Below are 25,484 nucleotides of genomic sequence, written 5' to 3'. Positions count from 1 at the left end.
GAGAACCAAGGAGAAAGTATGAGCAGTCAGCAATCCGGCACCGGCCTCACCCCCGCTCAGGCAGTCGAACAACTGGAAGCGCTGTATGTCGCCTCGGTTGAGGCGCTACGCCAGGCGGTCGGTGACTTTATCAGCCACGGTGGTCTGCCCGACGCGCAGATCCGCGCGGCAGGGCTATTTGTTTACCCTGAGCTGCGCGTCAGTTGGGATGGAAAATCGCCCGGTCAAACCAAAACCCGCGCCTATGGCCGCTTCACCCACACCGGTTGCTACACCACCACCATCACCCGCCCGCACCTGTTCCGCCATTATCTGACCGAGCAGTTGACCATGCTGGCCGGGGAGTACGATGCGCATATTGAAGTGCGGCCGTCACAGCAGGAAATTCCTTTCCCTTACGTGATCGACGGTTCAAACCTGATGCTGGATCGGTCGATGAGCGCCAGCCTGGCGCAGCATTTCCCCACCACCGAGCTGGCGCAAATTGGCGACGAGACCGCCGATGGCCTGTTTCACGCCACCAGCACCTTCCCGCTTTCGCACTTCGACGCCCTGCGCGCCGACTTTTCGCTGGCGCGGTTGCGGCACTACACCGGCACCCCGGTGGAGCATTTTCAGCCCTTCGTGCTGTTCACCAATTACACCCGCTATGTGGATGAGTTTGTCCGCTGGGCCTGCGCCGAAATAGCCGACCCGGCCAGCCCTTATATTGCGCTGTCGAGCGCCGGCGGCATCTATATCACGCCGGAAACCACCGCACCGGATCAGGCGGTCTCCGACCTGGCCTGGAAAAATCACCAGATGCCGGCCTACCACCTGATCTCGCGCACCGGCCAGGGCATCACGCTGATCAATATCGGCGTCGGCCCCTCTAACGCCAAAACCATCTGCGACCATCTGGCGGTGCTGCGCCCCAGCGCCTGGCTGATGATCGGCCACTGCGGCGGCCTGCGCGAAAGCCAGTCGATTGGCGACTACGTGCTGGCGCACGCCTACCTGCGTGACGATCACGTGCTGGACTCGGTACTGCCGCCGGATATCCCGATCCCCAGCATTGCCGAAGTACAGCGTGCGCTGTATGACGCCACCAAAATGGTCAGCGGCATGCCCGGCGAAGAGGTAAAACAACGCCTGCGCACCGGCACCGTGGTCACCACCGACGATCGCAACTGGGAGCTGCGCTATTCCGCTTCGGCGCTGCGATTCAACCTCAGCCGCGCCGTCGCGGTGGATATGGAAAGCGCCACCATCGCCGCTCAGGGGTACCGTTTCCGGGTGCCTTACGGCACACTGCTGTGCGTGTCCGACAAACCGCTGCACGGTGAAATCAAGCTGCCCGGCCAGGCCAACCGCTTTTATGAAGGGGCGATTTCGGAACACTTGCAGATCGGTATCTGCGCTATCGACCTGCTGCGCGCCGAGGGCGATCGCCTGCATTCGCGCAAGTTGCGCACCTTTAACGAGCCGCCGTTCCGCTGATGGCGAAGACTTTGGGCCCGCTTCGGCGGGCTTTTTAACTTTTCATACTCAGAACGTTGATGTACCGACCGCAAATCTGTTACAACAGCGGCTCTCATTCCCCAGTCATCAGCACACATATGATTGTCAGACCTCAGCAACACTGGTTCAGGCGGCTCTTCGTCTGGCACGGTTCGGTGCTATCCAAAATTCTGTTTCGCCTCAGCCTCAACGTGGCGATGTCCATCGTCGCCGTGCTGTGCTTCCAGTGGTACGAACATCTGGGTGTCAAACTGACCCTGGCGCCTTTCAGCCTGCTGGGGGTAGCGATCGCTATCTTCCTCGGTTTTCGCAACAGCGTCAGCTATGCGCGCTTCACCGAAGCCCGGTTGCTGTGGGGCAGCCTGCTGATCGTTCAGCGCTCGCTGCTGCGTCAGATAAAAAGCCTGCTGCCGCAGCAGGATCAGGCGGCGCGCGAGTTTGCCGCCCTGCTGATCGCCTTCAGTTACTGTCTGAAACACCAGCTGCGCGGCACCGATAGCAGCGCCGACCTGCAACGGCTGCTGCCCAACGTCGATTTGCGAGCGATAGAAAACAGCATGTCCCCCTGCAACCGGCTGCTGTTGATGATGGGCCAATGGCTGGGCGAAAAACGACAATCGGCACAGCTGTCGGACATGCTGTTTCACAGCATCGACCAAAATCTCAACCGGCTGTCGGAGGTCCTCGGTGGCTGCGAACGCATCGCCAATACGCCGATCCCCTTTGCCTACAGCCTGATCGTTCATCGTACGGTCTACCTGTTCTGCACCCTGCTGCCTTTCGCGCTGGTGCCGGATCTGCATTACATGACGCCGCTGGTGTCGGTGTTTATCTCCTACACCTTCATCTCGCTGGACTCGCTGGCGGAAGAATTGGAAGATCCGTTCGGCACCGCCGCCAATGACCTGCCGCTCAATGCCATGTGCAACGCCATTGAGATCAACCTGCGCGAAATGAACGACGAAACAGATTTGCCGGCGGCCGCACAGCCGGACAGCCGTTACCAGCTCAGTTAACTCAGGCCCTTCAGGCGCGGTGAACCCCGCGCCTGTTGCCAAAACCGTTACTCCCGCCATCCTCCGCCCAACGCACGGTAAAGATCGACGAGATTGGTCAATCGCGCCAGCCGCGTATCCACCAACACCTGTTGCGACGCGTACAGGGAACGCTGGGAATCCAGCACGTTCAGGTAGTTATCCACGCCCTGCTGAAAACGCTGCTGCGACAGGCTGTAAGCGCGTTGATTGGCCGCCACCAACTGCGTTTGCGCCCGGATTTGCTCATCCAGCGTGTCGCGACCGGCCAGCGCATCGGCGGTTTCGCGAAACCCTTGCTGTATCGCCTGCTCATAACGCGCCACCTCGATGCGTTTTTGCACCTCCGCCAAATCCAACCCCGCACGCAAAGAGCCGCCGGAGAAGATAGGCAGCGAGAGCTGCGGCGCAAAACTCCAGGCGCCGGAACCGGCAGAAAATAAACCGTCCAGGCCGGCGCTGGCCGTGCCGCCGAAACCGGTCAGGCTGAGGGACGGAAAGAACGCCGCCCGCGCCGCGCCGATATTGGCATTGGCGGCGCGCAGCTGATGCTCTGCCGCTCGGATATCCGGCCGCCGGGTCAGCAAATCTGCCGGCAGCCCGGCCGGGATGGTTTCCGGCAACAGGTCGTCCGGCAAGGTGTTGGCCTGCGCCAGACGCGCGCTCGTCTCCGTGCCCAACGGCTGCCCAACCAACAGCGTCAGGGCATTGTTGTCCTGACGAACCTGACGCCGATACTGGGCCAAATCGCGCTGCGCCGTCCGTACCCCAACTTCCGCCTGGCTGCGATCCAGTTCGGTCGCCACACCGAGCCGGAAGCTTTGTTCTACCAGCCCAAAGGCCGCCTGCTGTGAGCTCAGCGTTTCCTGCGCCAGCGCCAGAAGTTCGCTATCGGCACGCAGCGTAAGATAAGCGTTGGCGGTTTCGGCGATCAGCGCCAGTTGCGCGGCGGCCCGGGTTTCATCCTGTGCCAGATACAATTCCAACGCCTGCTGGTTAAGGCTGCGAAGGCGCCCGAACAGATCCAGCTCCCACGACAGCGCCCCCCCGACCTGATAGCTGCGCCCCACCGCAGACTGCCCGCCGGTGGACAGACTGCCCGGCGTACGCTGTACCGAGCCACTGCCCTGCGCCGCCAGGGTGGGCAGCGTATCCGCCCGTTGAATGCGGTAGCTGGCGCGAGCCGCCTCCACGTTCAACGCCGCAATGCGCAAGTCACGGTTATTCGCCAGCGCTTGCGTAATCAGCGTTTGCAGCAGCGGATCGCGGTAAAATTCACGCCAGCCGATAGCCGCTGTCACTCCGTCGACCTGCACGACGCCATAATCCGGATACGTCGGTGCTACCGGCGCATCAGGGCGCTGATAGTCCGGCGTCAACGAACAGCCCGTCAGGGTGGCGGTGGTCAGCATGATAGCCAAAAGTTTTATCATGGCTCGGCTCCCGGTGCCGGAGCGCTTAGCTCCGCTTCATCCTCCACCCGGCGGCGTTCGCTGAGCCGCTTGACCCGAAACAGCCGCAGCATGATGACGAAGAACGCCGGTACGAAGAAAATGGCCAGGAAGGTGCTGGTCAGCATGCCGCCGATCACTCCGGTGCCGATGGCATTCTGACTGCCGGAGCCCGCCCCGCTGGCAATGACCAGCGGCACCACGCCGAGAATAAACGCCAGCGAAGTCATCAGGATCGGCCGCAGCCGCTGCCTGGCGGCCTGCACCGCCGCCTCCACCGGACTGGCTCCGGCTTCGAAGTGCGCCTTGGCGAACTCCACGATCAGAATGGCGTTTTTGGCCGCCAGCCCAACGGTGGTCAGCAACCCCACCTGGAAATAAACGTCGTTGGCCAGCCCACGCAGCAACGTGGCCACCACCGCGCCAATCACCCCGAGCGGCACCACCAGCATCACCGCGCTGGGAACGCTCCAGCTTTCATACAGCGCCGCCAGACACAGAAACACCACCAGCAGTGAAATTGCATAGAGTGCCGGTGCCTGGGCGCCGGACAACCGTTCTTCAAACGACAGTCCGGTCCAGTCGTAGCCCACGCCAGGCGGCATGGTGGCGGCAATGCGTTCCATTTCCGCCATCGCGTCGCCGGAGCTGAAACCCGCCGCCGGTTCGCCCTGCAGGTTAAACGAGGGTGCGCCGTTGTACCGATTGAGCTTTTGTGCGCCGTAGGTCCATTCGGCGGTGGCAAAGGCGGAGAACGGCACCATATCGCCGTTGTCGTTACGCACAAACCACTGATCAAGATCCTGTGGCAGCATGCGCGACGAGGCATCTCCCTGTACATAAACACGCTTCACCCGACCGCGATCGATAAAGTCGTTCACATAACCCGAGCCCCAGGCCAGCGACAGCGTGCGGTTAATTTCCGTGATCGGCACGCTGAGCGCCCGCGCCTTTTCACGGTCGATCAGCAGTTCATACTGGGGAGCATCCTCCAGACCGTTGGCACGCACGTTGTTCAACACCGGGCTCTGCCGGGCAGCGGCGAGGAACCTGTCGCGCGCCGCCAGCAGTTGCTGATGCCCAATACCGCCGCGATCCATCAGTTGGAAGTTAAAGCCCGCCACGTTGCCCAACTCGCGCACGGCCGGGGGCGAAACCACAAAGATACGGGTATCGCGAAAGTCACGTGCGAACATGGCGTTGAGGCGAGCGGCGACCGCGTCGGCCTTTTGCGAGGCATCCGGTCTTTGGTCCCAGTCATGCAGGCGAATGAACAGGGTGCCGACGTTCTGCCCACGCCCGCCGAAGTTAAACCCGGAGATGGCGAACACCGAACGCACGCTGTCCTTCTCCATTTTCAACAGGTACTCCGTGGCACCGCGCAAGGTGGCCTGCGTCCGTTCTGCGGTGGCTCCGGCCGGTGCCTGCACCTGCGCGAACAACATGCCCTGATCTTCCTGCGGCAGGAACGAGGTCGGAATGCGGGTAAACAGCCAGCCGGTAGCAATGGCAATCACCAGATAAATCAGCATCAGCCGGCGCGGGCGGCCCAGACCGCGCATTACCGAAGCCGCGTAACTGCGGTTGGCCCACTCGACGCGGCGGTTAAACCAGCCAAAGAAGCCTTTGCGTGCGGCATGCTCCCCCGGCTTTACCGGCTTGAGCAGCGTAGCGCACAGCGCCGGGGTAAACACCACCGCCACCATCACCGACAGCACCATCGAAGAGACAATGGTGATGGAGAACTGCCGGTAGATCACGCCGGTCGACCCGCCAAAAAACGCCATCGGCACAAATACCGCCGACAGCACCATGGCGATGCCTATCAAGGCGCCGGTGATTTGGTCCATCGATTTACGGGTCGCCTGCTTCGGCGACAGGCCCTCTTCGTGCATCAGCCGCTCGACGTTTTCCACCACCACGATGGCGTCATCCACCAGCAGGCCAATCGCCAGCACCATACCAAACATGGTCAACGTATTGATCGAGTAACCGAAGGCCGCCAGCACGCCAAAGGTCCCCAGCAGCACTACCGGCACCGCCAGGGTCGGGATCAGCGTCGCGCGGAAGTTCTGCAAAAACAGGTACATCACCGCAAACACCAGCACAACCGCCTCCACCAGCGTACGCACCACGTTTTCAATCGACAGACTGATAAACGGAATGGTGTCATAGGCGTCCACGGCTTCCATTCCCGGCGGGAAGAAGGGTTTCAGCTCCGCCAGCGTGGCACGCACCGCCTGCGCGGTTTGCAACGCATTGGCACCGGTTGCCAGACGTACGCCCAGCCCCACCGCCGCATTGCCGTTGTAGTAGCTATCAATCGCGTAGTTCTGCGCGCCCAGCTCAATGCGCGCCACGTCGGCCAGGCGAACCCGCGAACCGTCAGGATCGGTTTTCAGCAGGATTTGGCCGAACTCCTCCGGGGTCTGCAAGCGTGAGGGGCCAATCACCGTGGCATTCAGTTCCTGGCCGGGCAACGCCGGTTGTCCCCCCAACTGACCGGATGAAACCTCAACGTTCTGTTCCTGAATTGCATTGCTGACGTCAGTGGCGGTCAGGCTGTAGTTCACCAGCGCAGCAGGATCCAGCCAGATGCGCATCGCATAAGGCGCACCGAACAATTGGAAGTCCCCAACGCCGTTGGTGCGGCTGATCGGATCCTGGACATAGGAGGCGACATAATCCGCCAGATCTTGCCGGGTCATGCTGCCATTCGTCGAGACAAACGCCATCACCATCATAAAGTTGGCGGTGGACTTGGTGACACGGATCCCCTGCTGCTGTACCTCCAGCGGCAACAGCGGCTGTGCCAGCGCCAGCTTGTTTTGTACCTGTACCTGAGCGGTGTCGGCATCGGTGCCCTGCGCAAAGGTCAACGCAATGCTCATGCTGCCGTCGGAATTACTTTCGGAAGAGATGTATTGCAGATTGTCGAGACCGTTCATCTGCTGTTCAATCACCTGCACCACCGTATCCTGCACCGTCTTCGCCGAGGCACCAGGATAGTTGACCTGAATGCTGACGGTGGGCGGTGCGATGCTTGGGTACTGCGCCACCGGCAGATTGGCAATCGACAGCAGGCCGCACAGCATCATGATGATGGCCAGCACCCAGGCAAACACCGGGCGCTCGATAAAGAATTTAGCCATGCGCCGGCTCCTTGCGAGTGCTGCTTAACAGCGTGGTGGCAGCCGGAGCCCACTCCACCGCATTGACCTGTGCGCCGGGGCTGGCCTGCTGCAAGCCTTCGACAATCACCCGATCGCCCGCCGCCAGCCCGGTCGACACCAGCCAACTGTCCCCCATCGCCCGTTCGGTGGTCAGTTCGCGCAGCTCAACCTTGCCCGCCACGTTCACCACCAGGGCGGTAGCCTCACCGCGCGGATTGCGGGTAATGCCTCGCTGCGGCACCAGCAACCCCCCTTGCGCCGCCATGCCCTCTAACAACCGGGCTCGCACAAACATGCCCGGCAGCAGCTTGCGTTCCGGATTGGGGAATACCGCCCGCAACACTACCGAACCGGTGGAACGATCCACCGTGATTTCTGAAAATTGCAATTTGCCGCCGTGGGCATAGCGTGAGCCGTCTTCCAGCGTCAGGGTAACCGCCGCAGACTGCGGGCCGTCGGCCTGCGCAACCGCGCCGCTTTCCAGCGCATTTCTCAACCGCAAAAGTTGGACGCTGGACTGGGTCACGTCCACATAAATCGGATCTATCTGCTGCACCGCCGCCACCGCCTCGGCCTGCTGCGCCGTCACCAGCGCCCCTTCGGTCACCAGCGAACGTCCGATAATGCCGTCTATGGGTGACAGCACCCGGGTATAAACCAGATTGATACGTGCCGTTTCCAACTGCGCCTCCGCGGACTGCACGTCGGCCACCGCCTGCTGATGGGCGGCAACGGCGTCGTCATACACCTGACGACTGATGGCCCGGCTCTCTGCCAGCGGCCGGTAACGTTGAATCAACAACGCGGCGGTACGCAGCTGCGCCCGCGTTCGCGCCAAGGCCGCATTGCTGCGATCGTATTCCGCCTGAAACAGCCCAGGGTCGATTTGGTAAAGCGGTTGCTGGGCCTTGACCTCTTCCCCTTCGGTAAACAGGCGCTTTTGCACTATGCCCCCGACCTGTGGCCGCACTTCCGCATTGCGAAAGGCGGCAACCCGTCCCGGCAGCTCACTGGTCAGGGGTATAGGTTCGCTTTTCAGCGTTACCACCCCGACCCGTGGCGGTGGCGGCGGTGCAGCAGGGGGCGTATCGCGTGCGGCCACCACCAGCCACAGGGAAAGCGAAGTAGCGACCACCACCACGCCGACAGCAAGAGAGGCGATTTTGAGGCTCATGAGTCCGTATCCTTTTAGGTGCTGGGTCAAGGGTTGCGCGGCGCGCCACAAAGCGGCCAAAGGTTACTGTACGAGCGGCAAACTGACCTCAACGTGACCCGCAGATAACATTCGTGTCAGTTAACGTGTTTTTTGTCTGGCGGCGGCGTTAGCTGACAAGAATGTCAGCCAGCCGTCAGCTTCACGACCGCATGGCTGTCATAAACTCATCACTGAACATGATGTCTTGTGGCAAGGTGGCGGGTTTCATGATTAATTAATCATCAGGTGATAATGACGGGAGTGGCCATGCGATTACTGTTGGTTGAGGACGAAGAGAAAACCTCGTCCTACGTTAACCGCGCACTGAGCGAACTGGGCTACACCGTAGACGTCGCCGGCGACGGCATTGAGGGCTTGCACCTGGCGGTGCAACAGGACTATGACGCGGTGATCCTGGATGTGATGCTGCCGGGCAAAGACGGCTATGCGGTATTGGAGGGCCTGCGCGCCAGCAAACAAACGCCGGTGTTGATGCTGTCTGCCCGTGGTTCGGTTGATGAACGCGTCAAGGGCCTGCGCCACGGGGCGGATGATTATCTGCCCAAGCCGTTCTCGCTGATTGAATTGGTTGCCCGCATCCAGGCGTTACTGCGCCGCCGTACCAGCGACGGCATTGACGTCACCCAACTGCAAATCGACGATCTGCACGTGGATCTGCTGGCACGGCGAGTGACCCGTGGCGGGGAGCGTATCGATCTGACCGCCAAAGAATTTGCCCTGCTCAGCCTGTTGGCGCGTCATCAGGGGGAAATACTGTCCAAAATGATGATCGCCGAGCAGGTTTGGGACATGAACTTCGACAGCGACGCCAACGTGGTGGAAGTGGCGATTAAGCGACTGCGCGCCAAAATCGACTCCCCCTACCCGCAAAAGCTGCTGCACACGGTGCGTGGCATGGGCTACGTGCTGGAAAATCGTCCGCAGCATCGCGATGCGCCACGGATAACCGCCTGATGAAAATTTCCATTTCCAGCCGTATGGCATTGATGTTCGCGCTGACCATGGCGCTGATCATGCTGGTACTGGCGCTGTTTCTGCGCAGTTCACTGCTGACCTCGTTGCAAAACCAGATGCACAACGAGCTGCACTTTCGCCATTCGCTAATCTCCCCCTATATCGAAGCCAAAGGGACCGCGCGCGACTGGCCAATGGTGCAACAAAAACTCAATACCCTGTCCAACAGCGAAGGCAACCAGGTGAAATATTGGGTGATCAGCGAGGATCCGCGCTACCGCTTCGGCGGTGCTCCCCCGCCGGGTACCCGCTGGTCAAAACTGCCGGACGGTTTCGCCACTGCCGCCAATCCTGATGGCGATTGCCCGTTGTATATGCTGATCGCGACGCTGCCGCCGCTGGGAGCTCGCCCAGAGGTGCGCTATGTGGTCGCAATTGATTCTGCCCCCTATATGGGCACGCTGAGAGAGTTCACCCAGGCGCTGGTGGTGATTTCGCTGCTGGGGATTGGGCTGGCGGCCCTGCTGGGCTACGCCATATCGCGCTTCGGTATGCGGCCGGTGCTCAATCTCAGTGAACAGGCGCACCGTCTGGTGCCCGGCACTACCGGCCAGCGGCTGGACAGCGCCACCTTACCGGCGGAACTGCGCAACCTGGCGGAGTCTTTCAATGGCGTACTGGCGCGCCAGGAAGTGGCCTGGCGGCAGTTGGAGAGCTTTAACGCCGACGTGGCGCATGAGTTGCGCACCCCGCTCACCAATCTGATTGGTCAAACCCAGTTGGCGCTGGCTCGCGAACGCAGCGTTCAGGAACTGGAAGAACTGCTGCAGTCGAACCTGGAAGAGCTGGAACGCATGACCTCCATCGTCAACGACATGCTGTTCCTGTCCCACGCTCAGGCCGGGCAATACGCCACCCAACTGAGCGAAGTGTCGCTGCGGGAAGAATCTCTGAAAACGGCGGAATATGTCGAACCTTCGTTTATGGAAAACGATTTGACCATTGAGATTTCCGGAGAGGTGCGGGCGCAGGTCGATCGGCGGCTGTTCCATCGTGCGCTGGCTAACCTGCTTGAAAACAGTGCGCGCCACGCCGTCGCGGGCAGCGCCGTTTCGGTACTGCTGCAGGAGCAGCGGGGATTTGCCGTCGTCGCCGTCGCCAACCAGGGCGAAACCATCGCCCCCGAGCACCTGAGCCGACTGTTTGAACGCTTCTATCGCGTCGACTCTTCGCGCGTTCGCAGCGACATGCACCACGGGCTGGGGTTGTCTATCGTACGCGCCATCGCGCTCATGCACCAGGGGGAAGCCTTCGTCCACAGTCTCGATGGCATCAACACCTTCGGTTTCTCACTGGCGCTGTCGCAGCCAGAGGAAAACCCAACGCCACCGGCGCCAAAACCGCTAGCGGCGGCCCCCGCCATCGCCGAGATCAAGCGGGAAAGCCTGTCGTGATTTATTGTACCAACGCCAACACGCGTTTTTCCTGACTGCGGCTGGCGGCGATCGACAGCAGGATATCTTTCACGGCCAACGCCGGCGCCGACAGGGAGTGCTCGGCGGAGATGCACAGCGACAGCGGCACGCTAAGCGACGGTACATTGATTCGAGCCATCCAGGCCTTGGCAGGCCCTATCATCGCCCGCGCCACCGACTCGGGTAAAATGGTGGCCCCCAGACCGCTGGCGATGGCCGCGCTCAAGGTGCCGGAGGACTCGATTTCGCCAATCACATTGGCGGCCAGCTTGCGCACCGCCATGGCTTCATCCACCTGAGTTCGTACCACATCACCTTCGCGCGGCAGGAACAGATTCAGGCGCGCAACGTCCAGCAGATCAACGCTGTTGCCGGGATTCGGCACCGCACGCGTCGCCACCAGATAGAGATTTTCTCGCATCAGCGAGGTGGCCTGAAGGCCCGCAGGCATTTTGGCACCGTAGATCACCGCCATATCCAGGCTTTGGCCGGCAACCTGTCCGGCGAGCGTAGAGCCGATGTTCTCATTCAGACTGAGTAAGATACCCGGATGCTGATCCCGCACCGCCTGCAGCAGCGGCAGCGCCAACTGCGACGCCAGGCTGCCCGGCGCCAGCCCGACGGACACCTGACCGCTCATCGCCTGCCCGGCGCTGTTGACCGCGCTCTGTGCCTGTTCGCACTGGCGCAAAATGGTCTGGGCATGGGCATACAGGATGTTTCCGGCCTCGGTCGGCATCACGCCGCGCTTGGTGCGGATCAGCAGTTGCTGTTTCAGCTCCCCTTCCAGGGTGGCCAACTGCTGGCTGAGCGCCGGCTGGGCGATATGCAGCACCTCCGCCGCCTGGGTCAGGCTGCCGATATCAACGATTTTCACGAAATACTTCAGACGTCTGAAATTCATATTGCCTCCGTCATGCCGCTGAACTGCGTTGACAAAGCGGCAGCAAGATCCGGGCCAGAGCGACGAAATAAGAGAAACCGTTAACTAATTGCCGGAAAAATAAGAAAAAATGATGCTGGCGGTCGATAGCCCCCCAGCATTGGAAGACTCAGAACGGAGAAGGTTTGCACCAGCGTGAAGCACGCGGAGCACAGCCCGTGGCCGCCCCTGATCCATTGCGCAGCAGAGCATCAATAAAAGCCATAAAAAGCAGCAGGTTGAATAATCTTGCAGCAAACGAAACGGCAAGGCATTTTCAGGCTTTACAAGCCCGCACCACCCCGCTATTATTCGCCCCGTTCACACGATTCCTCTGTAGTTCAGTCGGTAGAACGGCGGACTGTTAATCCGTATGTCACTGGTTCGAGTCCAGTCAGAGGAGCCATATTAAAGACGCCCGCTTAAGGAAACTTAAGCGGGCGTTTTGCTTTTGGTTTTCTATTTAATTAAAAACTTCAGGTCAGAATAGCTTCCAGCCTGCCCAGCACCTCGTTCATGATACTGTCAGGTATACGTTCCAGTCGTTTGCCGCTACGAGCCCCCATATCAATGGTTCTGGGCTGGTCGCAACGAATAACACCCGTTGTTTTCGTCCCTGCGCCATCCAGTGATACGGTAAACCCCGCCATGCGGGCAAAGTTTCCGCCGCTGGTCACAGGAACAATAACGGGTAACCGGGTGAACTTGTTAAACGATGCCTTCGATACGATGAGGACCGGTCGGCTTCCGCTTTGCTCATGCCCGGCAGTCGGATCAAGTGAAACGAGCCAGATTTCGCCTCTGTCCATTTACAGGATCTCCTTACCCACAGCCGGCGCATCAATCCATTCCCGATCTTCCTCGCTTATTTCAGCATGCGGGTCGCACTGCGCCAGCAGTTCCTCAAGCGAATAGCGGGGCCGTTTCTGGGGTTCAATAATCAGGCAGCCATTATCAATGGTCATGCCAACCTCACTGTCCGCCGACAGCGCCAGCGTTTTCAGCACGGCAGGAGGAACCGCCAGCATGACGGATCCGCCAACCTTTTTCAGGCGAGTTGTATACATAAAGCACCTCCGGATATTATATTTTAATATAACATCAACGGCGGGTGGTGCACGATTTTTAGTCAGATTCATAGGGCATTTTCCTTAACGTAACGAGGCGTACGATAGAAAACTATTCTTACGGCTCAAAGGATTATGACAAATCGGATAAACAAAATGCGGCGCAGATTCCGGATCAGGCTACGCCGGGAATATCTCAGCTATCACGCGAAGGCCTGATTTGCTCTGGTGCGATACCGAGCGCTTCGGCAATCAGCACCCCCACCTCTCTTTATCCCCTACCCCAAGGCCTGTTAGTGAGCCATTTCTGCCCGCAGGATGCCACTGCGGCTCTGTGGGCCCGGCGTTTTGGCACCCTGTCGGTACCCGCCGCGCTCAGATCATGAAGATGACTCATGTGGTAATGAAATTTAGTCGCTTTCACTCGTCCCATGGCTCTGGCATAAAATATGCAACGTTAACTTATTGACAACATGAAGACTGATGAGCGAACAAACCAGTAACTTCTACGAAATCAAGAAGCCAATTCAGTTTTCATCTCAGAACTTAGGGTGCAACATCGCGATGAGCAGAGACTTTACATTTACGATTAAGCGCAGCCTTTTCGATGAGGATTATAACCCCTCTGAAAATACGCGTATTACCACCAATTTTGCTAATTTGGCCCGAGGAAAAAATCGCCAGGAGAATCTGCGCAACACATTGACAATGATTGATAATCGTTTCAATACATTAGCGCATTGGGACAACCCAAAAGGCGATCGTTACTCTGTCGAGCTTGAAATCATTTCTGTCGAGATGAGCATTGAAGGCAATGGCAATACCTTCCCAGTGATTGAGATATTAAAAACCAACATTATTGATAAAAAAACTCACCAGCGGATTGAAGGCATTGTCGGGAATAACTTCTCTTCTTATGTGCGAGATTATGACTTCAGCGTATTGCTGCTGGAGCACAACAAAAACAAACCTGGTTTTAGCATTCCAGATGATTTTGGCGACCTGCACGGCAACATATTCAAGTATTTCGTCAACTCAGCTGAGTACAAAGAGAATTTTAAAAAGTCACCGGTAATCTGCTTAAGCGTATCAAGTAAGGACACTTATCAGCGGACGGGTAACCAGCACCCTGTATTGGGCATAGAGTATCAGCAAAACGACTCCTCTTTGACTGAGAAATATTTCGAAAAAATGGGGTTACAGGTTCGCTACTTTATGCCGAAAAATAGCGTTGCGCCTTTGGCCTTTTATTTCTCCGGCGATTTGCTGAGTGATTACACTGATATTGAGCTTATCAGTACCATCAGCACGATGGAGACTTTCCAAAAAATTTATCGGCCTGAGATTTACAATGCGAACTCTGCCGCAGGGCAATATTATCAGCCGAGCCTGAATCAGCAGGATCATTCGTTGACAAAAATTGTTTATGACCGAGAAGAACGCAGCCAGTTGGCTATTGAGCAGGGGAAATTTACTGAAGAGCATTTCATCAAACCCTACAAGAACATTCTTGAGCAATGGTCTGCTCACTACGCTCTTTGATTAACCGAAAATAAAAGGTCATTGATTATGAAAATTTTGCTCCCAACTTCGACTGCCGGCAGTTTGCCGAAACCTTCCTGGCTTGCACAACCTGAGACACTTTGGTCACCGTGGAAACTGCAAAATGAGGAATTAATTGAGGGAAAACAAGATGCCCTGCGCTTGTCCCTGGAAGATCAACTGCGGGCAGGCATCGACATTGTCAGCGATGGCGAGCAAACGCGCCAACACTTTGTCACTACGTTTATCGAGCACCTGAGCGGCGTTGATTTCGAGAAGCGTGAGGTGGTTAAAATCCGTAATCGCTACGATGCGAGCGTACCGACCGTGGTTGGCGCTGTGGCGCGTCAAAAACCCGTTTTTGTGGAAGATGCCAAGTTTTTACGTCAGCTGACCAAGCAACCCATCAAATGGGCCCTGCCAGGCCCGATGACCATGATTGATACGCTCTATGATAATCACTATAAGAGCCGCGAAAAACTGGCCTGGGAATTTGCCAAGATCCTCAATCAGGAAGCCAAAGAATTAGAGGCTGCGGGCGTCGATATTATCCAGTTTGATGAACCCGCCTTTAACGTTTTTTTTGATGAGGTGAATGATTGGGGGATCGCCGCCCTGGAAAGAGCCATTGAAGGGCTTAAATGTGAAACGGCGGTACATATCTGCTATGGCTATGGCATCAAGGCCAATACGGATTGGAAGAAGACGCTGGGGTCAGAGTGGAGACAATACGAAGAAGCGTTCCCCAAACTGCAAACCTCGAATATCGATATCATCTCGCTGGAATGCCATAACTCGCATGTTCCTATGGATCTGCTTGAACTGATCCGCGGTAAAAAAGTGATGGTCGGCGCCATTGACGTGGCGACCAACACCATAGAAACCCCGGAGGAAGTGGCCAATACATTGCGGAAGGCGCTTCAGTTTGTCGATGCCGACAAACTCTACCCTTCGACCAACTGCGGCATGGCACCTTTATCGCGTCGGGTAGCCACAGGCAAACTCAATGCCTTAAGCGCAGGTGCAGAGATCATCCGCAGAGAGCTCTTAGCAAAGTAACTTCGCCCCATATCCTGCTTCCGGCGGATAAATGTGCGAAGTGGTAAAACCCTATTTGAGCCCGCTCAGGGAAACCTGAGCGGGCTTCTCGCATTTTTATCCGCCATCGTTGGTACGTGTTGCATCAGTTTGCGCAGCGCTCCGCCTTTTCGTCTTTTCTCCCCGCGACACACGTTCATCACTTAGCTTCCCCCTCGCTATCGCCGGTAGAGTGAGTGCTACGAAATTGTTCAGACACCTTGCATGTACGTAAAATATCGTACAATATGCGGAGATAAGATGGGATTCAGGGACGTAAAAAAGCTCGCTATACGCTGTCTTCAGCAAGGCGCGTATGACCATGAGGTACGTGGCAACATCGATGTCAAGAATCTGTTTGCCACTGGTCAGGTTGATAAAAACGGGGTAATCGAACTTATCAGGAAAACTTCCGGTGATGCATATCAGTGCCGTCCACATCATCAGGATGCCGCTACTGACGTTCACATTCTTCAACCCTGGCAGTCCGGTTGCTACTGGTACGTAAAATTTTATTTTATGGAACCCGACGTCATCTTTATCAGCGTGCACCAATAAATCGACAAGGAGTTCAAAGTGAAAATTGTTAAAGAAGGCGATACGCGCGCCGTTCTGTGTCACCACTGCGGGAAATCTATCGCGACTTATCGTTTACGCGACGTGGACTTCAGCGATCGACGTGGCACGGTGAAGAATATTCTGGCCGCGGTTTGTAACCAGTGCGACACCGTGGTCAGTGTCCCTGCTCAATCCACGCCGCAAATTAAAAACGAGTTTGAACAGAGCAAGTCGGCGCTGGAAGTCCGGGTTCCGGCGCACTATCTCGATATTCTTAGCGTCGCCACGCAGAAAATAGATGCTTCACTGGGCGAAGATTTTCATAAGACGCTGATCCTGTATTACCTTCATGCGCTGACCACCGGTTACTACCATCAGGAAGGGCTGAAAGCGCTGTTAGGCAGCGAGCTGGCAAATGCCAAAGCGTCGAAGCGGCTGTCGATGAAAGTCACTAAAAAGCAGCTGGCTGAAGTAACTAGCCTAATGGAACAACAGAACCTGATGCGAAGCTCCGATGTGGTCAAAGCGGTGATCCTGAAAGTTTGCCAGGATATCGTGCAGGAGAAAAATTTGGGCGTGTTGCCGGAATTGCGCAACCTCGCCGCCGCCATTTCCTGAGCCTTTTTCCGCCGCTGACTGCCTGGCAAGCCTCAGGCGCGCTCCGTCATGCTGCCATCTGGCCCCAGATTGTCAGTCAGGATCTTCAATAATGCGCGAACTTTCGGCAGCGCCTGCCGACTCTTGAGCCAGGCCAGATTAATCGGTAATCCATCGGTTGCCAGATGAGGCAATACCTCTACCAGCGAACCCTCTGCAAGCTGCCGTTTCACCAACCAGGTGGGCAACTGCGCAATGCCGTGCCCGGCCAAAACGGCGGTAAGCTGCCCTTCTGCATCGCCGATAGCCACCCGCGCCGGTAACACCCTTTTCTCGCTGTTATTCGCCTGCACGCCGGCAAAATGCCAGGGGGTGAGCATACCGTTGCCTTCGCCGTAAACCACGCAGCTGTGATTATCCAAATCCTGTTCGTTGTTCGGCACGCCGCGCTTTTTCACATAGGCCGGTGAAGCGCAGAAAATATGCCGCTGCGCCCCCAGATAACAGTGCCCTAAAGCATTCGGCCAAATATCCGCGCCGCCGATACGCACAATAATATCGATACCCTCTATCACAGGATCGACAAAGCGGTCGGAAAACGAAATATGCGGCATTAACAGCGGGTGATCCTCAATCAGCTTGAGGATCACCGGTAAAGCATGCAGACGACCATAAGCTGCGGGAAGATCGATGCGCACCCTTCCCCGTGGCTCGGCATTTTCGGCCTGCATGGCAAGCTCCGCTTCTTCCAGCTCGCCCAATACGCTGGTGCAGGTGCGGTAAAAGGTTTGCCCCGCGTCGGTCAGCGACAGACGCCGCGTGGTCCGGTTAAACAAGCGAACCTGCAGCCGGCTCTCCAGACGGGCAATGCCTTTGCTGATGGCGGAACCGGTTAAATTCAGGCGTTCTGCGGCGGCCGTAAAGCTGCCCAGATCGGCTACGCAGACAAACAGATCGATACCTTTGAGTCGTTCGGAAGAAAACATAGCCCGCCACCATTAATGAATTTAATTCCATAAACTTGGTAATTTATAGCCTAAATAGGAAATTTATTCCCCGTAAACTCGATCTGGTAACACATCCTCAGGGCCAGGCCCGATTCAACCACCGACCATGACAAGGGTTTATTGATGAGCATAAACAAACCAAGGGTGCTGATTACCGGCGCCACCGGCCAGATAGGCGGCGATACTTTGCGTAACCTGCAGGCGGACACCACCATTACCCTGGTGGCGGCGGTACGTTCCCCGAAAAAAGCCGAGCCTTTTACCGCTCAGGGCATCAGCACCGTCATTATGGATTTTGATCAAGAAGAAACGCTGGCGCCGGCGCTGCAGGGCATTGATCGCGTCTTTCTGGCAACAGGCTATACCGTCGACATGCTGCGCCAGAGCAAGGTGTTTCTCGATAAGGCGAAACGGGCCGGGGTGCAGCATATTGTGCACCTCGGTGCCTGTGGGCGCGACGACACCACCATTGCTCACTGGGCCTGGCATCAGTTGATCGAACGTTACATTGAGGCACTGGGTTTCAGTTTTACGCATTTGCGGCCGGAGTGCTTTATGCAAAATCTGATCGGTTACGGTGGCACTCCCGCGGTGGTCAACGGCGTCATTCAGCAATACACCGGTGATGCTCCCTTCAGTTGGGTTGACGGCGAAGACGTCGCGCTGGCGGCAGCCTGTTCACTGCTGCACCCTGAACAACATGCGGGCAAAACCTATCGGCTGGGTTATGACGCCAAATCCTATGGCGAGATTGCGGCAATGATGACGGAAATACTGGGCCAGCCATTTCGCTATGAAGCACTCGATTACCGGATATTCCTGGAGAACATGCGGCAATCCGGTGCCGAAATGGCTTATATGAACTGCGTTGGCGACAATCTGCGCCGCATTGCCGAACGCGATATTCCCGGCGTTGAAGAAACCTTTGACAACTTCCCGACAATTGCCGGCAAAGAGCCGGTTCGTTGGCCAGAGTTTATCCGCAAACATCGGGCCGCTTTCGCCTATTAATCCCTTTTTTATCTGGCCCGTTTGGGGAAAACCAGGCGGGCTTTAGCTTTACATCTGCCCTGCGCCACTGAGGCTCACCATCAGAAAATTTCTTTAAAACATAAATTTATCAATCAGATAAAAACACACCCCGCCTGAAACGACATTGTGGAGATATTGTGAATTTGCACTTCCTTTACAATAAATGAGAATAGTTATCGTTATCATAATTATTCAATAATATTTGCACACACTTTCAGGGATAAGATGCATGATTTACACACACGCTTTCAAATTGAAACCAGGCGCGATATTGCTGGCGGGGTTAATTAGCGGGAGCGGCTATGCCGCCGATGACCTCGTGAGTGAAAGTGAGGAGATGGTGGTTTTGGCGCCGGCAGAAGAACAATTAAAACAGCAGCCGGGCGTCTCGATTATTACCGCTGAAGATATCGCCAAGGATCCGCCGGTCAACGATTTATCCGACATCATCCGTAAGATGCCGGGCGTGAACCTGACCGGCAACAGCGCCAGCGGCAGCCGTGGCAATAACCGCCAGATTGATATACGCGGCATGGGGCCGGAAAACACGCTGATTTTAATCGACGGCGTGCCCACTACGTCGCGCAATTCTGTTCGCTACAGCTGGCGCGGCGAAAGAGACACCCGCGGCGATACCAACTGGGTACCGGCGGAAATGGTTGAGCGCATCGAAGTGCTGCGCGGGCCAGCGGCGGCGCGTTACGGTTCCGGTGCCGCCGGCGGCGTGATTAATATCATCACCAAACGCCCCACCAATGACTGGCATGGCAGCCTGTCGCTGTTTACCAACCAGCCTGAAAACGACAAGGAAGGCGCAACGAAACGCACCAACTTTAGCCTCAGCGGCCCGTTGGCCGGCGACGCGCTCACCATGCGCCTGTACGGTAACTTTAACAAGACCGACGCCGATGCGGCGGATATCAACACCGCACAAAACGGATCCTATGCTGCCGGCAACGAAGGCGTGCGTAACAAAGACGTCAATGCCCTGTTCTCCTGGAAAATGACCCCGACGCAGATCGTTGATTTTGAGCTGGGCTACAGCCGTCAGGGCAATATCTACGCCGGCGACACCCAGTACAGCAACGGTAATCTCAGCCCGAACGATCTGGTCTCGTCACTGTACGGACAAGAAACCAACCGCCTGTATCGCCAGACTTATGGCATCACCCATAACGGCATCTGGGATTGGGGCCAGTCACGCGTCGGCGTTTACTACGAAAAAACCAACAATACTCGCCTTCAGGAAGGTTCAACCGGGCGCGTAGAGGGGATGATCAACAGCGATCAATTCAACACCAGCCGGCTGAAAAATGTCAGAACCACCGGTGAATTGACGCTGCCGCTCAACCTGTGGCTCGAACAAACCATGACCCTGGGGGCCGAGTGGAACCGTGAGCAGCTCGACGATCCGGCTTCCATGCAGGTCACCGACGCCAGCGGCGTCACCATCGGCGATATTTCCGGCGATCCTTCCGGGCGCAGCGCCAAAAACAGCGCCGAACTCAGCGCCCTTTACTTCGAAGATAATATCGAAGTGGTGCCCGGCACCCTGCTGATCCCCGGTATGCGTTTTGATTATCACAGCAAATTCGGCAGCAACTGGAGCCCAAGCCTGAATGCCTCGCAGGAACTTGGCGACCATTTCAAACTGAAAGCCGGGATCGCCCGCGTCTTCAAAGCCCCCAACCTGTACCAGTCCAGTGAAGGCTACCTGCTTGCCACCCGCGGCAACGGCTGCCCGAACAACATTGCGACAGGGAGCTGCTACCTGATGGGCAATGCCGATTTGGATCCGGAAGTCAGCATCAACAAAGAGGTCGGCCTGGAGTTCACTTATGAAGGGTTCAACGCCGGCATCACCTATTTCCGCAACGATTATAAAAACAAAATCGTTTCCGGGACCGATCTGGTGGGTTACGCCTCTAACGGGTATAACATTCTGCGTTGGGAAAACGGCGGCAAGGCGGTGGTGGAAGGGCTTGAAGGCAACCTGGTGATCCCGGTAGTGAAAGACCGGCTGAATTGGCGTACCAACGCGACCTATATGATCACGTCGGAGAACAAGGATACCGGGAATCCGCTTTCCGTGATCCCGAAATACACCGTTAACACCATGCTGGATTATCAGGTGACCGACAAACTCTCGACCAACCTCACCTGGACATTCTATGGGCGTCAAAAGCCACGTGAATATGCCGAAAGCCGTAATGAAGTCGGTTCGCTGGCGACCAATGAGGTGGGAGCTTACACCGTGGCCGCGGTTGGCGTGAATTACGATCTGACCAAGGATCTGCGCCTGAATGCCGGTATCAGCAACCTGTTCGACAAACAGCTGTACCGCGAGAACCAAGGGGCATCGACTTACAACGAACCTGGGCGCGCGTATTACGCCGGTATGACCCTGTCATTCTGATCGAATAAAAAACAGGCCCGTTCGGGGGAAAGCCCGACGGGCTCTTTAGGCTTTAAAAACTTCTTCTGGCCACCAGAAAAGCGCCAATCACCAGCAACACGGCACCCAGCAGCGCGGGCAAATTTTCACGCATTGCCGCCGGCCCGGCCTTATAAATATCGGCCATCAATCCCGCCACCAACTGGCTGGCCACCAGTACGGCAATGGTGGTTGCCGCCCCCAGCTTTTGGTAACCCAAAATGCCGGAAAAGACAAAAAAAGATCCCAATAAGCCAGGCAACAACATCCACAGCCGCAGGGAACCCGTGACTTCGGTCAGGGCAGCTACGCCGTTTTTGGCAAACAGCAGCCCCATCAATAACACCAGACCGACGCTGGAGTTGATCACCAGCGTAATCAGTACCGTCGACACGCTTTCGGTGATACGCACCATCAACAGGTTCTGAATGACCAGGCTGATCCCGGCAGCCACCAGCAGCAATAGCATGATATTCATAGCGATCTCGGTTTTAGCAGTGCCATTAACGCTTCGGCGGTGCGCTGGCGTCGTCGAGTTTCAGCTGCAGGAAGGTCAGATCCAGCCATTTGCCGAACTTGGCACCCACTTCGCTCATACGGCCGACCATCTCGAAGCCCAGATTAATGTGCAACTGCACAGACGCGTGGTTGCCGGACTCAATGCCCGCCACCATCACGTGTTTGCCGATCGCCCGCGCCTGCTCAATCAGCGCAATCAGCAGCGTTTTACCTACCCCGCCGCCGCGGCTGTCTCGCCGAACATACACCGAATGCTCGACGGTGTGTCGATAGCCGTCCCACGCCCGCCAATCACCAAATGAGGCATAGCCCATCACCTCACCCGCAGCGTCAATCGCCACCAGCACCGGATAGCCCATCCCCTGCCGTTCTGTTATCCACGCGGCGCGGTTTGCCTCGTCGACGCTAAGTTCATTCCAGATTGCCGTGGTGTTCAGCACGGCGTCGTTATAGATAGCGGCGATGCCTGCGCTATCGGTTATAGTCGCGTTACGGATAAGCATGTTGACCTCTTGGTTGACCGTCTACTATCATACTACGATATGGATAATAAATTAGACAACCTAAATCAGCGCATCGGCGCGAGGATCCGCATCGAACGTGAGGCCCGCCATTGGTCGCTGTCCGATCTGGCGGAACGGGCCGGTGTTTCGCGCGCGATGGTGCACAAAATTGAACGTGGCGACAGTAGCCCAACGGCGATGTTGCTGGGGCGGCTTTCCGGCGCGTTCGGCCTTAGCATGTCCAAACTGATCGCCCGGGCAGAAACGCAGGAAGGTCGGCTGATGCGTAAGCAGGACCAGCCGCTGTGGGTCGATCCCGACAGCGGCTATGTCCGTCGCCATGTGTCGCCGCAGTCGGATATGCCGCTCGATCTGGTACGCATTGAACTGCCCGCCGGGGCGGCGATCCCCATGCCGGCTTCGGCCTATGCCTTTATGCGGCAATTGATCTGGGTTTTGTCCGGCTCGCTGGTGTTTCAGGAAGGCGAAACCCGCCACGAAATGGACCAGGGCGATTGCCTGGAACTTGGCCCCCCGACCGACTGCGTGTTCAAGAATGAGAGCGCCGAACTCTGCATCTATTTGGTGGTGGTGATGAACAAGGCCTGAACCACGCAGATCGCTGCATGACGGCGGTTAACTTTGCCCTTCCCGGTTGTAGCCTGCGCAGAAAAATTTTTCGGCCAGGCGGTTGCTGCCACCAGAGAAAAACTCGCTCATCATCTCGCCGTTGAGATCATAGGCCCGGCAGAGCAGCCCGGCCTCGAACGCGGCCTGATTTTCGTCACCCAGGCTTTCCGCCAGATGATGGGCATACCCCAATACGAAACCCCGCTTGTAGTCACAGCAGAAACGGGACAGTTGCGCAGCCGGCTTGGCGTCCTGCGCGGCTAACCCCGCCATCAGCCCCTTACCGAAGTGATTGTCCATGTGCTTTTCCCCATCGTTCAAAAATCGCTATATAAAATATCATATAGCGATCATCCTGCTGATGGACATACTCACAAAGTTTTATCCCCTCTTCGCGGGCATAAAAAAACCCGCAAAGGAGAAACCTTGCGGGCTGATTGATCTGACGGGGCGATTACAGGGTAAAGTTCAGCCCTTCCACCACCGTCTGCTCCAGCGGCAAACGCCCTGAAGGGATCTCTTTTTGCTGCAGGAATTCTGGCAGCAGGGATTTGTCGCCCGCCTTGCCGATCGCCACCATGCCGTGCACCTGATAGTTTTCCGGCAGGTTGAGCGCAGCCTTGATTTTATCGTGGTGCACGCCGCCCATGCAGTGGGTCAGCCAGCCTTTCAGATGTGCCTGCAGCGCCAGATTGGCCCAGGCGGCGCCGGTATCAAAGGAATGGCTTGGGTTGTCCACTTCCTTCTCGCCGTTCAGGCTGGTCGTTTTCGAAATGATCACCACCAGCGCCGAAGCGTGCTGCGCCCAGCCGCGGTTGAATTCAATCAGGAAATCCAGGTAGCTGTCCCAACTGGCCGAGCCGTGCTTGCTGTAAGCAAAACGCCACGGCTGAATGTTGTAAGCCGAAGGCGACCAGCGTGCCGCTTCGAAGAAGCTCAACAGGGTCGTATCGTCGATAGGATCATTCGCCAGCGCACGCGGCGACCAACGTTCAATAAACTGCGCATCAATCGGGTGATCGGAAACTCTTGGCTGGCTCATGGACATCTCTCTCATGGGAATGGAATATCAAATTTATCCAATATTCCCATGCTGCACGCCAGAAAAACTTTTATTTTGTGCTCTTCATCAGCCGCCAAGCTCCTGCTGTAGCCAGTCGAGAAATGCGCGCACCGGCGGGTGCCGTTCACGCCCAGGGACGCACAGTGCGGTGTAAGCCGCCCCCGGCACGCGAATTTCCGGCCGGTAAGACACCAACAGACCATTGCGCACCTGATCGGACACCATGACCGAGCTTGCCAGCACCAGTCCTTGCCCGGCCACCGCCGCCTGCAACGCATAATGCTCTTCGTCATAAGCCCGCAGCGTCGTGTGCTGCTGCCACCAGTCAACTCCGGCGGCCCGACACCAGTCGCGCCAGCCGGTTTCATACAGGGTGGAATCACGCCAGCGAACGGTGATCAGCGCTGGCGTGGGTTGCTCTGCCGCGCAGAGTCCTGGAGCGCCGTAAACGCCAAAACTTTCTTCCAGCCGCGCCGCCTGATGCAACTGCGGGTAATTTGCGCGGCTGTAACGGATGGCGATGTCCACGCTGGCGTCCTGCTGCAGGTCAATCACCTCAGCGCAGGCTTCCAGACGAACCAAATAGTGCGGATAGGCCTGATAAAAACGCCCCAGGCGCGGCACCAACCACAGCGCCGCGAAGGAATGGGTGACGGAAACGCATAGCGACCCCGCGCTCGGCGTCGGTCGCAGGGCATCCAACACCGTTGCCACATCGAGCAAGGCGCCGTGTACTCCGGCGAACAAACGCTCGCCCTTTGGCGTCAGCTGTACCCCCCGCGGTATTCGGTCAAATAATGCAAAGCCCAGCTGCTGCTCAAGCGCTTTAATCTGATGCGACACCGCCGTCGGCGTCACCGCCAACTCCAAAGCCGCCTGTTTAAAACTACGCAGTCGGGCGGCGGATTCGAAAGTGCGCAATGCGGTAACCGGTAGCGTGGCGAACATGGTGTACGGCCTCGTTAAGATGAATTTAACTCACCCAGACAGAATAGCCGTCATTTGTCTCTCGCGCTGCAAGCACCGTAAATTGACACTCGTATTCCACGATCAAGTAATGGAGAGTGACATGAATTCATCTCATCAGCCGAAGCGACTTATCGTCCTGGTTGGCAGCCCACGCCGCGACGGCAACAGTGCCGCCCTGGCCCAGGCCATTATGGCGGGTGCCGCCGAGGCCGGCACCGACGCCAGCCTGTTTTTCTTAGACGATTACATCAGCGGTTTTTTGGTGGACGAGCGCCACGCCGCTCCGCCTGCCGACCGCTATGGCGAACTGTTCCTGGAGCATTTTCTGCCGGCGGACGCGGCGGTGTTCTGCACCCCGCTTTACTGGTATGGCATGTCGGCGCAAACCAAGGCCTTTTTCGACCGCTCTTTCAGCTACTACTCCAGCGCCTACCCCGATGCGGAACAGGTGCATCGGCGTATGAGCGGCAAACGTATCGGGCTGGCAGTGGCCTCGGAGGAAACCTATCCCGGTGCCGCGATGGGGATTGTGCATCAAATTCAGGAGTTCAGCCGCTATTCGCATTCCGAATTCGTCGGGCTGGTTCAGGGGGCGGGCAACAGCCGGGGCGAAATCAGCCGCGATCCGCGTAACCCGTTGCAGGCCGCCCGCGAGTTGGGACGCGAGATCTTCACTCGTCCCTATTCAGATTACCGAATGGATACGCCGCGCAGCCCGCAGGTTTGGCAAAACTGACACAGCCAAGGGGCAGCCTGCTGCC

General features: G+C 57.2%; 23 protein-coding genes and 1 tRNA gene. 12 read left to right on the top strand and 12 right to left on the bottom strand.

The genetic code is table 11. The features are described 5' to 3' along the window. Positions 1–18 precede the first annotated feature (18 nt). Positions 19–1,479, top strand: a complete 1,461-nt coding sequence (locus tag H5P17_RS10885) for an AMP nucleosidase (protein ID WP_182822846.1) — start codon at positions 19–21, stop codon at positions 1,477–1,479. A 119-nt stretch (positions 1,480–1,598) separates the two neighbouring features. Further along, positions 1,599–2,516 carry a bestrophin family protein gene (locus tag H5P17_RS10880; RefSeq protein ID WP_182822844.1) on the top strand — a complete coding sequence of 306 codons (918 nt, stop codon included), beginning with the start codon at positions 1,599–1,601 and terminating at the stop codon, positions 2,514–2,516. A gap of 47 nt (positions 2,517–2,563) precedes the next feature. On the opposite strand, the gene H5P17_RS10875 is transcribed toward H5P17_RS10880, so the two are convergent. The 3 genes from H5P17_RS10875 to H5P17_RS10865 are packed head-to-tail and all read right to left on the bottom strand — an operon-like array spanning position 2,564 to position 8,332. Then, positions 2,564–3,967 carry an efflux transporter outer membrane subunit gene (locus tag H5P17_RS10875; RefSeq protein WP_182822842.1) on the bottom strand — a complete coding sequence of 468 codons (1,404 nt, stop codon included), beginning with the start codon at positions 3,965–3,967 and terminating at the stop codon, positions 2,564–2,566. Further along, positions 3,964–7,137 (bottom strand): efflux RND transporter permease subunit, encoded by a 3,174-nt coding sequence (locus H5P17_RS10870; RefSeq protein ID WP_182822840.1) that lies wholly within the window; start codon positions 7,135–7,137, stop codon positions 3,964–3,966. The genes H5P17_RS10875 and H5P17_RS10870 overlap by 4 nt, the downstream gene beginning before the upstream one ends. Continuing rightward, positions 7,130–8,332, bottom strand: coding sequence for an efflux RND transporter periplasmic adaptor subunit (locus H5P17_RS10865; protein WP_182822838.1), 1,203 nt, complete (start codon positions 8,330–8,332; stop codon positions 7,130–7,132). Before H5P17_RS10865 ends, H5P17_RS10870 begins: the two co-directional genes overlap by 8 nt. Before the next feature lie 288 nt (positions 8,333–8,620). On the opposite strand from H5P17_RS10865, the gene H5P17_RS10860 reads away from it, so the two are divergent. Further along, positions 8,621–9,328, top strand: a complete 708-nt coding sequence (locus H5P17_RS10860) for a heavy metal response regulator transcription factor (protein ID WP_044552367.1) — start codon at positions 8,621–8,623, stop codon at positions 9,326–9,328. Then, entirely contained in the window at positions 9,325–10,782 is a 1,458-nt protein-coding gene (locus tag H5P17_RS10855) for a heavy metal sensor histidine kinase (protein WP_182822974.1), read from the top strand. The genes H5P17_RS10860 and H5P17_RS10855 overlap by 4 nt, the downstream gene beginning before the upstream one ends. 1 nt (position 10,783) lies before the next feature. On the opposite strand, the gene nac is transcribed toward H5P17_RS10855, so the two are convergent. Next, on the bottom strand, positions 10,784–11,707 hold the full coding sequence (nac, locus tag H5P17_RS10850; protein ID WP_182822836.1) for a nitrogen assimilation transcriptional regulator NAC: 924 nt from the start codon (positions 11,705–11,707) through the stop codon (positions 10,784–10,786). Between the two features lie 348 nt (positions 11,708–12,055). On the opposite strand from nac, the gene H5P17_RS10845 reads away from it, so the two are divergent. Then, positions 12,056–12,131: transfer RNA gene (locus H5P17_RS10845), tRNA-Asn, on the top strand. 70 nt (positions 12,132–12,201) lie between these two features. Here H5P17_RS10845 and H5P17_RS10840 read toward each other — a convergent pair. Beyond that, positions 12,202–12,534, bottom strand: a complete 333-nt coding sequence (locus tag H5P17_RS10840; protein ID WP_044552383.1) for a type II toxin-antitoxin system PemK/MazF family toxin — start codon at positions 12,532–12,534, stop codon at positions 12,202–12,204. After that, positions 12,535–12,792 (bottom strand): antitoxin, encoded by a 258-nt coding sequence (locus H5P17_RS10835; protein WP_182822834.1) that lies wholly within the window; start codon positions 12,790–12,792, stop codon positions 12,535–12,537. Positions 12,793–13,356: 564 nt separating this feature from the next. On the opposite strand from H5P17_RS10835, the gene H5P17_RS10830 reads away from it, so the two are divergent. The 3 genes from H5P17_RS10830 (at position 13,357) to H5P17_RS10820 (ending at position 16,587) form a co-directional block, all read left to right on the top strand. After that, complete coding sequence (locus tag H5P17_RS10830) at positions 13,357–14,334, top strand: DUF1852 domain-containing protein (protein ID WP_044552999.1); 978 nt, start codon at positions 13,357–13,359, stop codon at positions 14,332–14,334. Between the two features lie 27 nt (positions 14,335–14,361). Further along, on the top strand, positions 14,362–15,393 hold the full coding sequence (locus H5P17_RS10825) for a methionine synthase (protein WP_044552387.1): 1,032 nt from the start codon (positions 14,362–14,364) through the stop codon (positions 15,391–15,393). 594 nt (positions 15,394–15,987) lie between these two features. Further along, positions 15,988–16,587 (top strand): hypothetical protein, encoded by a 600-nt coding sequence (locus tag H5P17_RS10820; RefSeq protein ID WP_182822832.1) that lies wholly within the window; start codon positions 15,988–15,990, stop codon positions 16,585–16,587. A gap of 32 nt (positions 16,588–16,619) precedes the next feature. On the opposite strand, the gene H5P17_RS10815 is transcribed toward H5P17_RS10820, so the two are convergent. Continuing rightward, on the bottom strand, positions 16,620–17,552 hold the full coding sequence (locus H5P17_RS10815; RefSeq protein ID WP_182822830.1) for a LysR family transcriptional regulator: 933 nt from the start codon (positions 17,550–17,552) through the stop codon (positions 16,620–16,622). 144 nt (positions 17,553–17,696) lie between these two features. Here H5P17_RS10815 and H5P17_RS10810 point away from each other — a divergent pair, with 144 nt between their 5' ends. Both H5P17_RS10810 and H5P17_RS10805 read left to right on the top strand, forming a co-directional pair. Next, entirely contained in the window at positions 17,697–18,584 is an 888-nt protein-coding gene (locus H5P17_RS10810) for an SDR family oxidoreductase (protein ID WP_182822828.1), read from the top strand. A gap of 250 nt (positions 18,585–18,834) precedes the next feature. Then, entirely contained in the window at positions 18,835–21,021 is a 2,187-nt protein-coding gene (locus tag H5P17_RS10805) for a TonB-dependent siderophore receptor (protein WP_182822826.1), read from the top strand. Between the two features lie 52 nt (positions 21,022–21,073). Here the strand turns inward: H5P17_RS10805 and H5P17_RS10800 are convergent, their stop codons facing one another. Continuing rightward, complete coding sequence (locus tag H5P17_RS10800; protein ID WP_182822825.1) at positions 21,074–21,517, bottom strand: DMT family transporter; 444 nt, start codon at positions 21,515–21,517, stop codon at positions 21,074–21,076. 25 nt (positions 21,518–21,542) lie between these two features. Beyond that, positions 21,543–22,061 (bottom strand): GNAT family N-acetyltransferase, encoded by a 519-nt coding sequence (locus tag H5P17_RS10795; RefSeq protein WP_048762556.1) that lies wholly within the window; start codon positions 22,059–22,061, stop codon positions 21,543–21,545. A 39-nt stretch (positions 22,062–22,100) separates the two neighbouring features. Here H5P17_RS10795 and H5P17_RS10790 point away from each other — a divergent pair, with 39 nt between their 5' ends. After that, positions 22,101–22,670 (top strand): XRE family transcriptional regulator, encoded by a 570-nt coding sequence (locus tag H5P17_RS10790; protein ID WP_116690177.1) that lies wholly within the window; start codon positions 22,101–22,103, stop codon positions 22,668–22,670. A gap of 27 nt (positions 22,671–22,697) precedes the next feature. Here H5P17_RS10790 and H5P17_RS10785 read toward each other — a convergent pair whose 3' ends face one another. From H5P17_RS10785 to H5P17_RS10775, 3 genes are all read right to left on the bottom strand, one after another. Then, positions 22,698–22,991 (bottom strand): DUF2623 family protein, encoded by a 294-nt coding sequence (locus H5P17_RS10785; RefSeq protein ID WP_044552400.1) that lies wholly within the window; start codon positions 22,989–22,991, stop codon positions 22,698–22,700. 154 nt (positions 22,992–23,145) lie between these two features. Continuing rightward, a complete protein-coding gene (locus H5P17_RS10780; RefSeq protein ID WP_182822823.1) occupies positions 23,146–23,733 on the bottom strand; it encodes a nitroreductase family protein in 588 nt (195 codons plus the stop codon). Between the two features lie 87 nt (positions 23,734–23,820). Next, on the bottom strand, positions 23,821–24,702 hold the full coding sequence (locus tag H5P17_RS10775; RefSeq protein WP_182822821.1) for a LysR substrate-binding domain-containing protein: 882 nt from the start codon (positions 24,700–24,702) through the stop codon (positions 23,821–23,823). A gap of 121 nt (positions 24,703–24,823) precedes the next feature. On the opposite strand from H5P17_RS10775, the gene H5P17_RS10770 reads away from it, so the two are divergent. Beyond that, positions 24,824–25,459, top strand: a complete 636-nt coding sequence (locus H5P17_RS10770) for a flavodoxin family protein (protein WP_182822819.1) — start codon at positions 24,824–24,826, stop codon at positions 25,457–25,459. The last annotated feature ends 25 nt before the right edge of the window (positions 25,460–25,484 follow it).

It is taken from the genome of Serratia sp. OS31 (genome assembly GCF_014164835.1).
Taxonomy (GTDB): domain Bacteria; phylum Pseudomonadota; class Gammaproteobacteria; order Enterobacterales; family Enterobacteriaceae; genus Serratia; species Serratia liquefaciens_A.
Note: the sequence above shows the minus strand (reverse complement) of the source record. Positions and strands in the feature narration are given on the sequence as shown.

What these genes read in the sequence shown, in the direction of transcription:
- H5P17_RS10885 (WP_182822846.1), top strand. Translation starts at nt 19, where the DNA reads ATGAGCAGTCAGCAATCCGGCACCGGCCTCACCCCCGCTCAGGCAGTC.
- H5P17_RS10880 (WP_182822844.1), top strand. Translation starts at nt 1,599, where the DNA reads ATGATTGTCAGACCTCAGCAACACTGGTTCAGGCGGCTCTTCGTCTGG.
- H5P17_RS10875 (WP_182822842.1), bottom strand. Translation starts at nt 3,967, where the DNA reads ATGATAAAACTTTTGGCTATCATGCTGACCACCGCCACCCTGACGGGC.
- H5P17_RS10870 (WP_182822840.1), bottom strand. Translation starts at nt 7,137, where the DNA reads ATGGCTAAATTCTTTATCGAGCGCCCGGTGTTTGCCTGGGTGCTGGCC.
- H5P17_RS10865 (WP_182822838.1), bottom strand. Translation starts at nt 8,332, where the DNA reads ATGAGCCTCAAAATCGCCTCTCTTGCTGTCGGCGTGGTGGTGGTCGCT.
- H5P17_RS10860 (WP_044552367.1), top strand. Translation starts at nt 8,621, where the DNA reads ATGCGATTACTGTTGGTTGAGGACGAAGAGAAAACCTCGTCCTACGTT.
- nac (WP_182822836.1), bottom strand. Translation starts at nt 11,707, where the DNA reads ATGAATTTCAGACGTCTGAAGTATTTCGTGAAAATCGTTGATATCGGC.
- H5P17_RS10840 (WP_044552383.1), bottom strand. Translation starts at nt 12,534, where the DNA reads ATGGACAGAGGCGAAATCTGGCTCGTTTCACTTGATCCGACTGCCGGG.
- H5P17_RS10835 (WP_182822834.1), bottom strand. Translation starts at nt 12,792, where the DNA reads ATGTATACAACTCGCCTGAAAAAGGTTGGCGGATCCGTCATGCTGGCG.
- H5P17_RS10830 (WP_044552999.1), top strand. Translation starts at nt 13,357, where the DNA reads ATGAGCAGAGACTTTACATTTACGATTAAGCGCAGCCTTTTCGATGAG.
- H5P17_RS10825 (WP_044552387.1), top strand. Translation starts at nt 14,362, where the DNA reads ATGAAAATTTTGCTCCCAACTTCGACTGCCGGCAGTTTGCCGAAACCT.
- H5P17_RS10815 (WP_182822830.1), bottom strand. Translation starts at nt 17,552, where the DNA reads ATGTTTTCTTCCGAACGACTCAAAGGTATCGATCTGTTTGTCTGCGTA.
- H5P17_RS10810 (WP_182822828.1), top strand. Translation starts at nt 17,697, where the DNA reads ATGAGCATAAACAAACCAAGGGTGCTGATTACCGGCGCCACCGGCCAG.
- H5P17_RS10805 (WP_182822826.1), top strand. Translation starts at nt 18,835, where the DNA reads ATGATTTACACACACGCTTTCAAATTGAAACCAGGCGCGATATTGCTG.
- H5P17_RS10800 (WP_182822825.1), bottom strand. Translation starts at nt 21,517, where the DNA reads ATGAATATCATGCTATTGCTGCTGGTGGCTGCCGGGATCAGCCTGGTC.
- H5P17_RS10795 (WP_048762556.1), bottom strand. Translation starts at nt 22,061, where the DNA reads ATGCTTATCCGTAACGCGACTATAACCGATAGCGCAGGCATCGCCGCT.
- H5P17_RS10790 (WP_116690177.1), top strand. Translation starts at nt 22,101, where the DNA reads ATGGATAATAAATTAGACAACCTAAATCAGCGCATCGGCGCGAGGATC.
- H5P17_RS10785 (WP_044552400.1), bottom strand. Translation starts at nt 22,991, where the DNA reads ATGGACAATCACTTCGGTAAGGGGCTGATGGCGGGGTTAGCCGCGCAG.
- H5P17_RS10780 (WP_182822823.1), bottom strand. Translation starts at nt 23,733, where the DNA reads ATGAGCCAGCCAAGAGTTTCCGATCACCCGATTGATGCGCAGTTTATT.
- H5P17_RS10775 (WP_182822821.1), bottom strand. Translation starts at nt 24,702, where the DNA reads ATGTTCGCCACGCTACCGGTTACCGCATTGCGCACTTTCGAATCCGCC.
- H5P17_RS10770 (WP_182822819.1), top strand. Translation starts at nt 24,824, where the DNA reads ATGAATTCATCTCATCAGCCGAAGCGACTTATCGTCCTGGTTGGCAGC.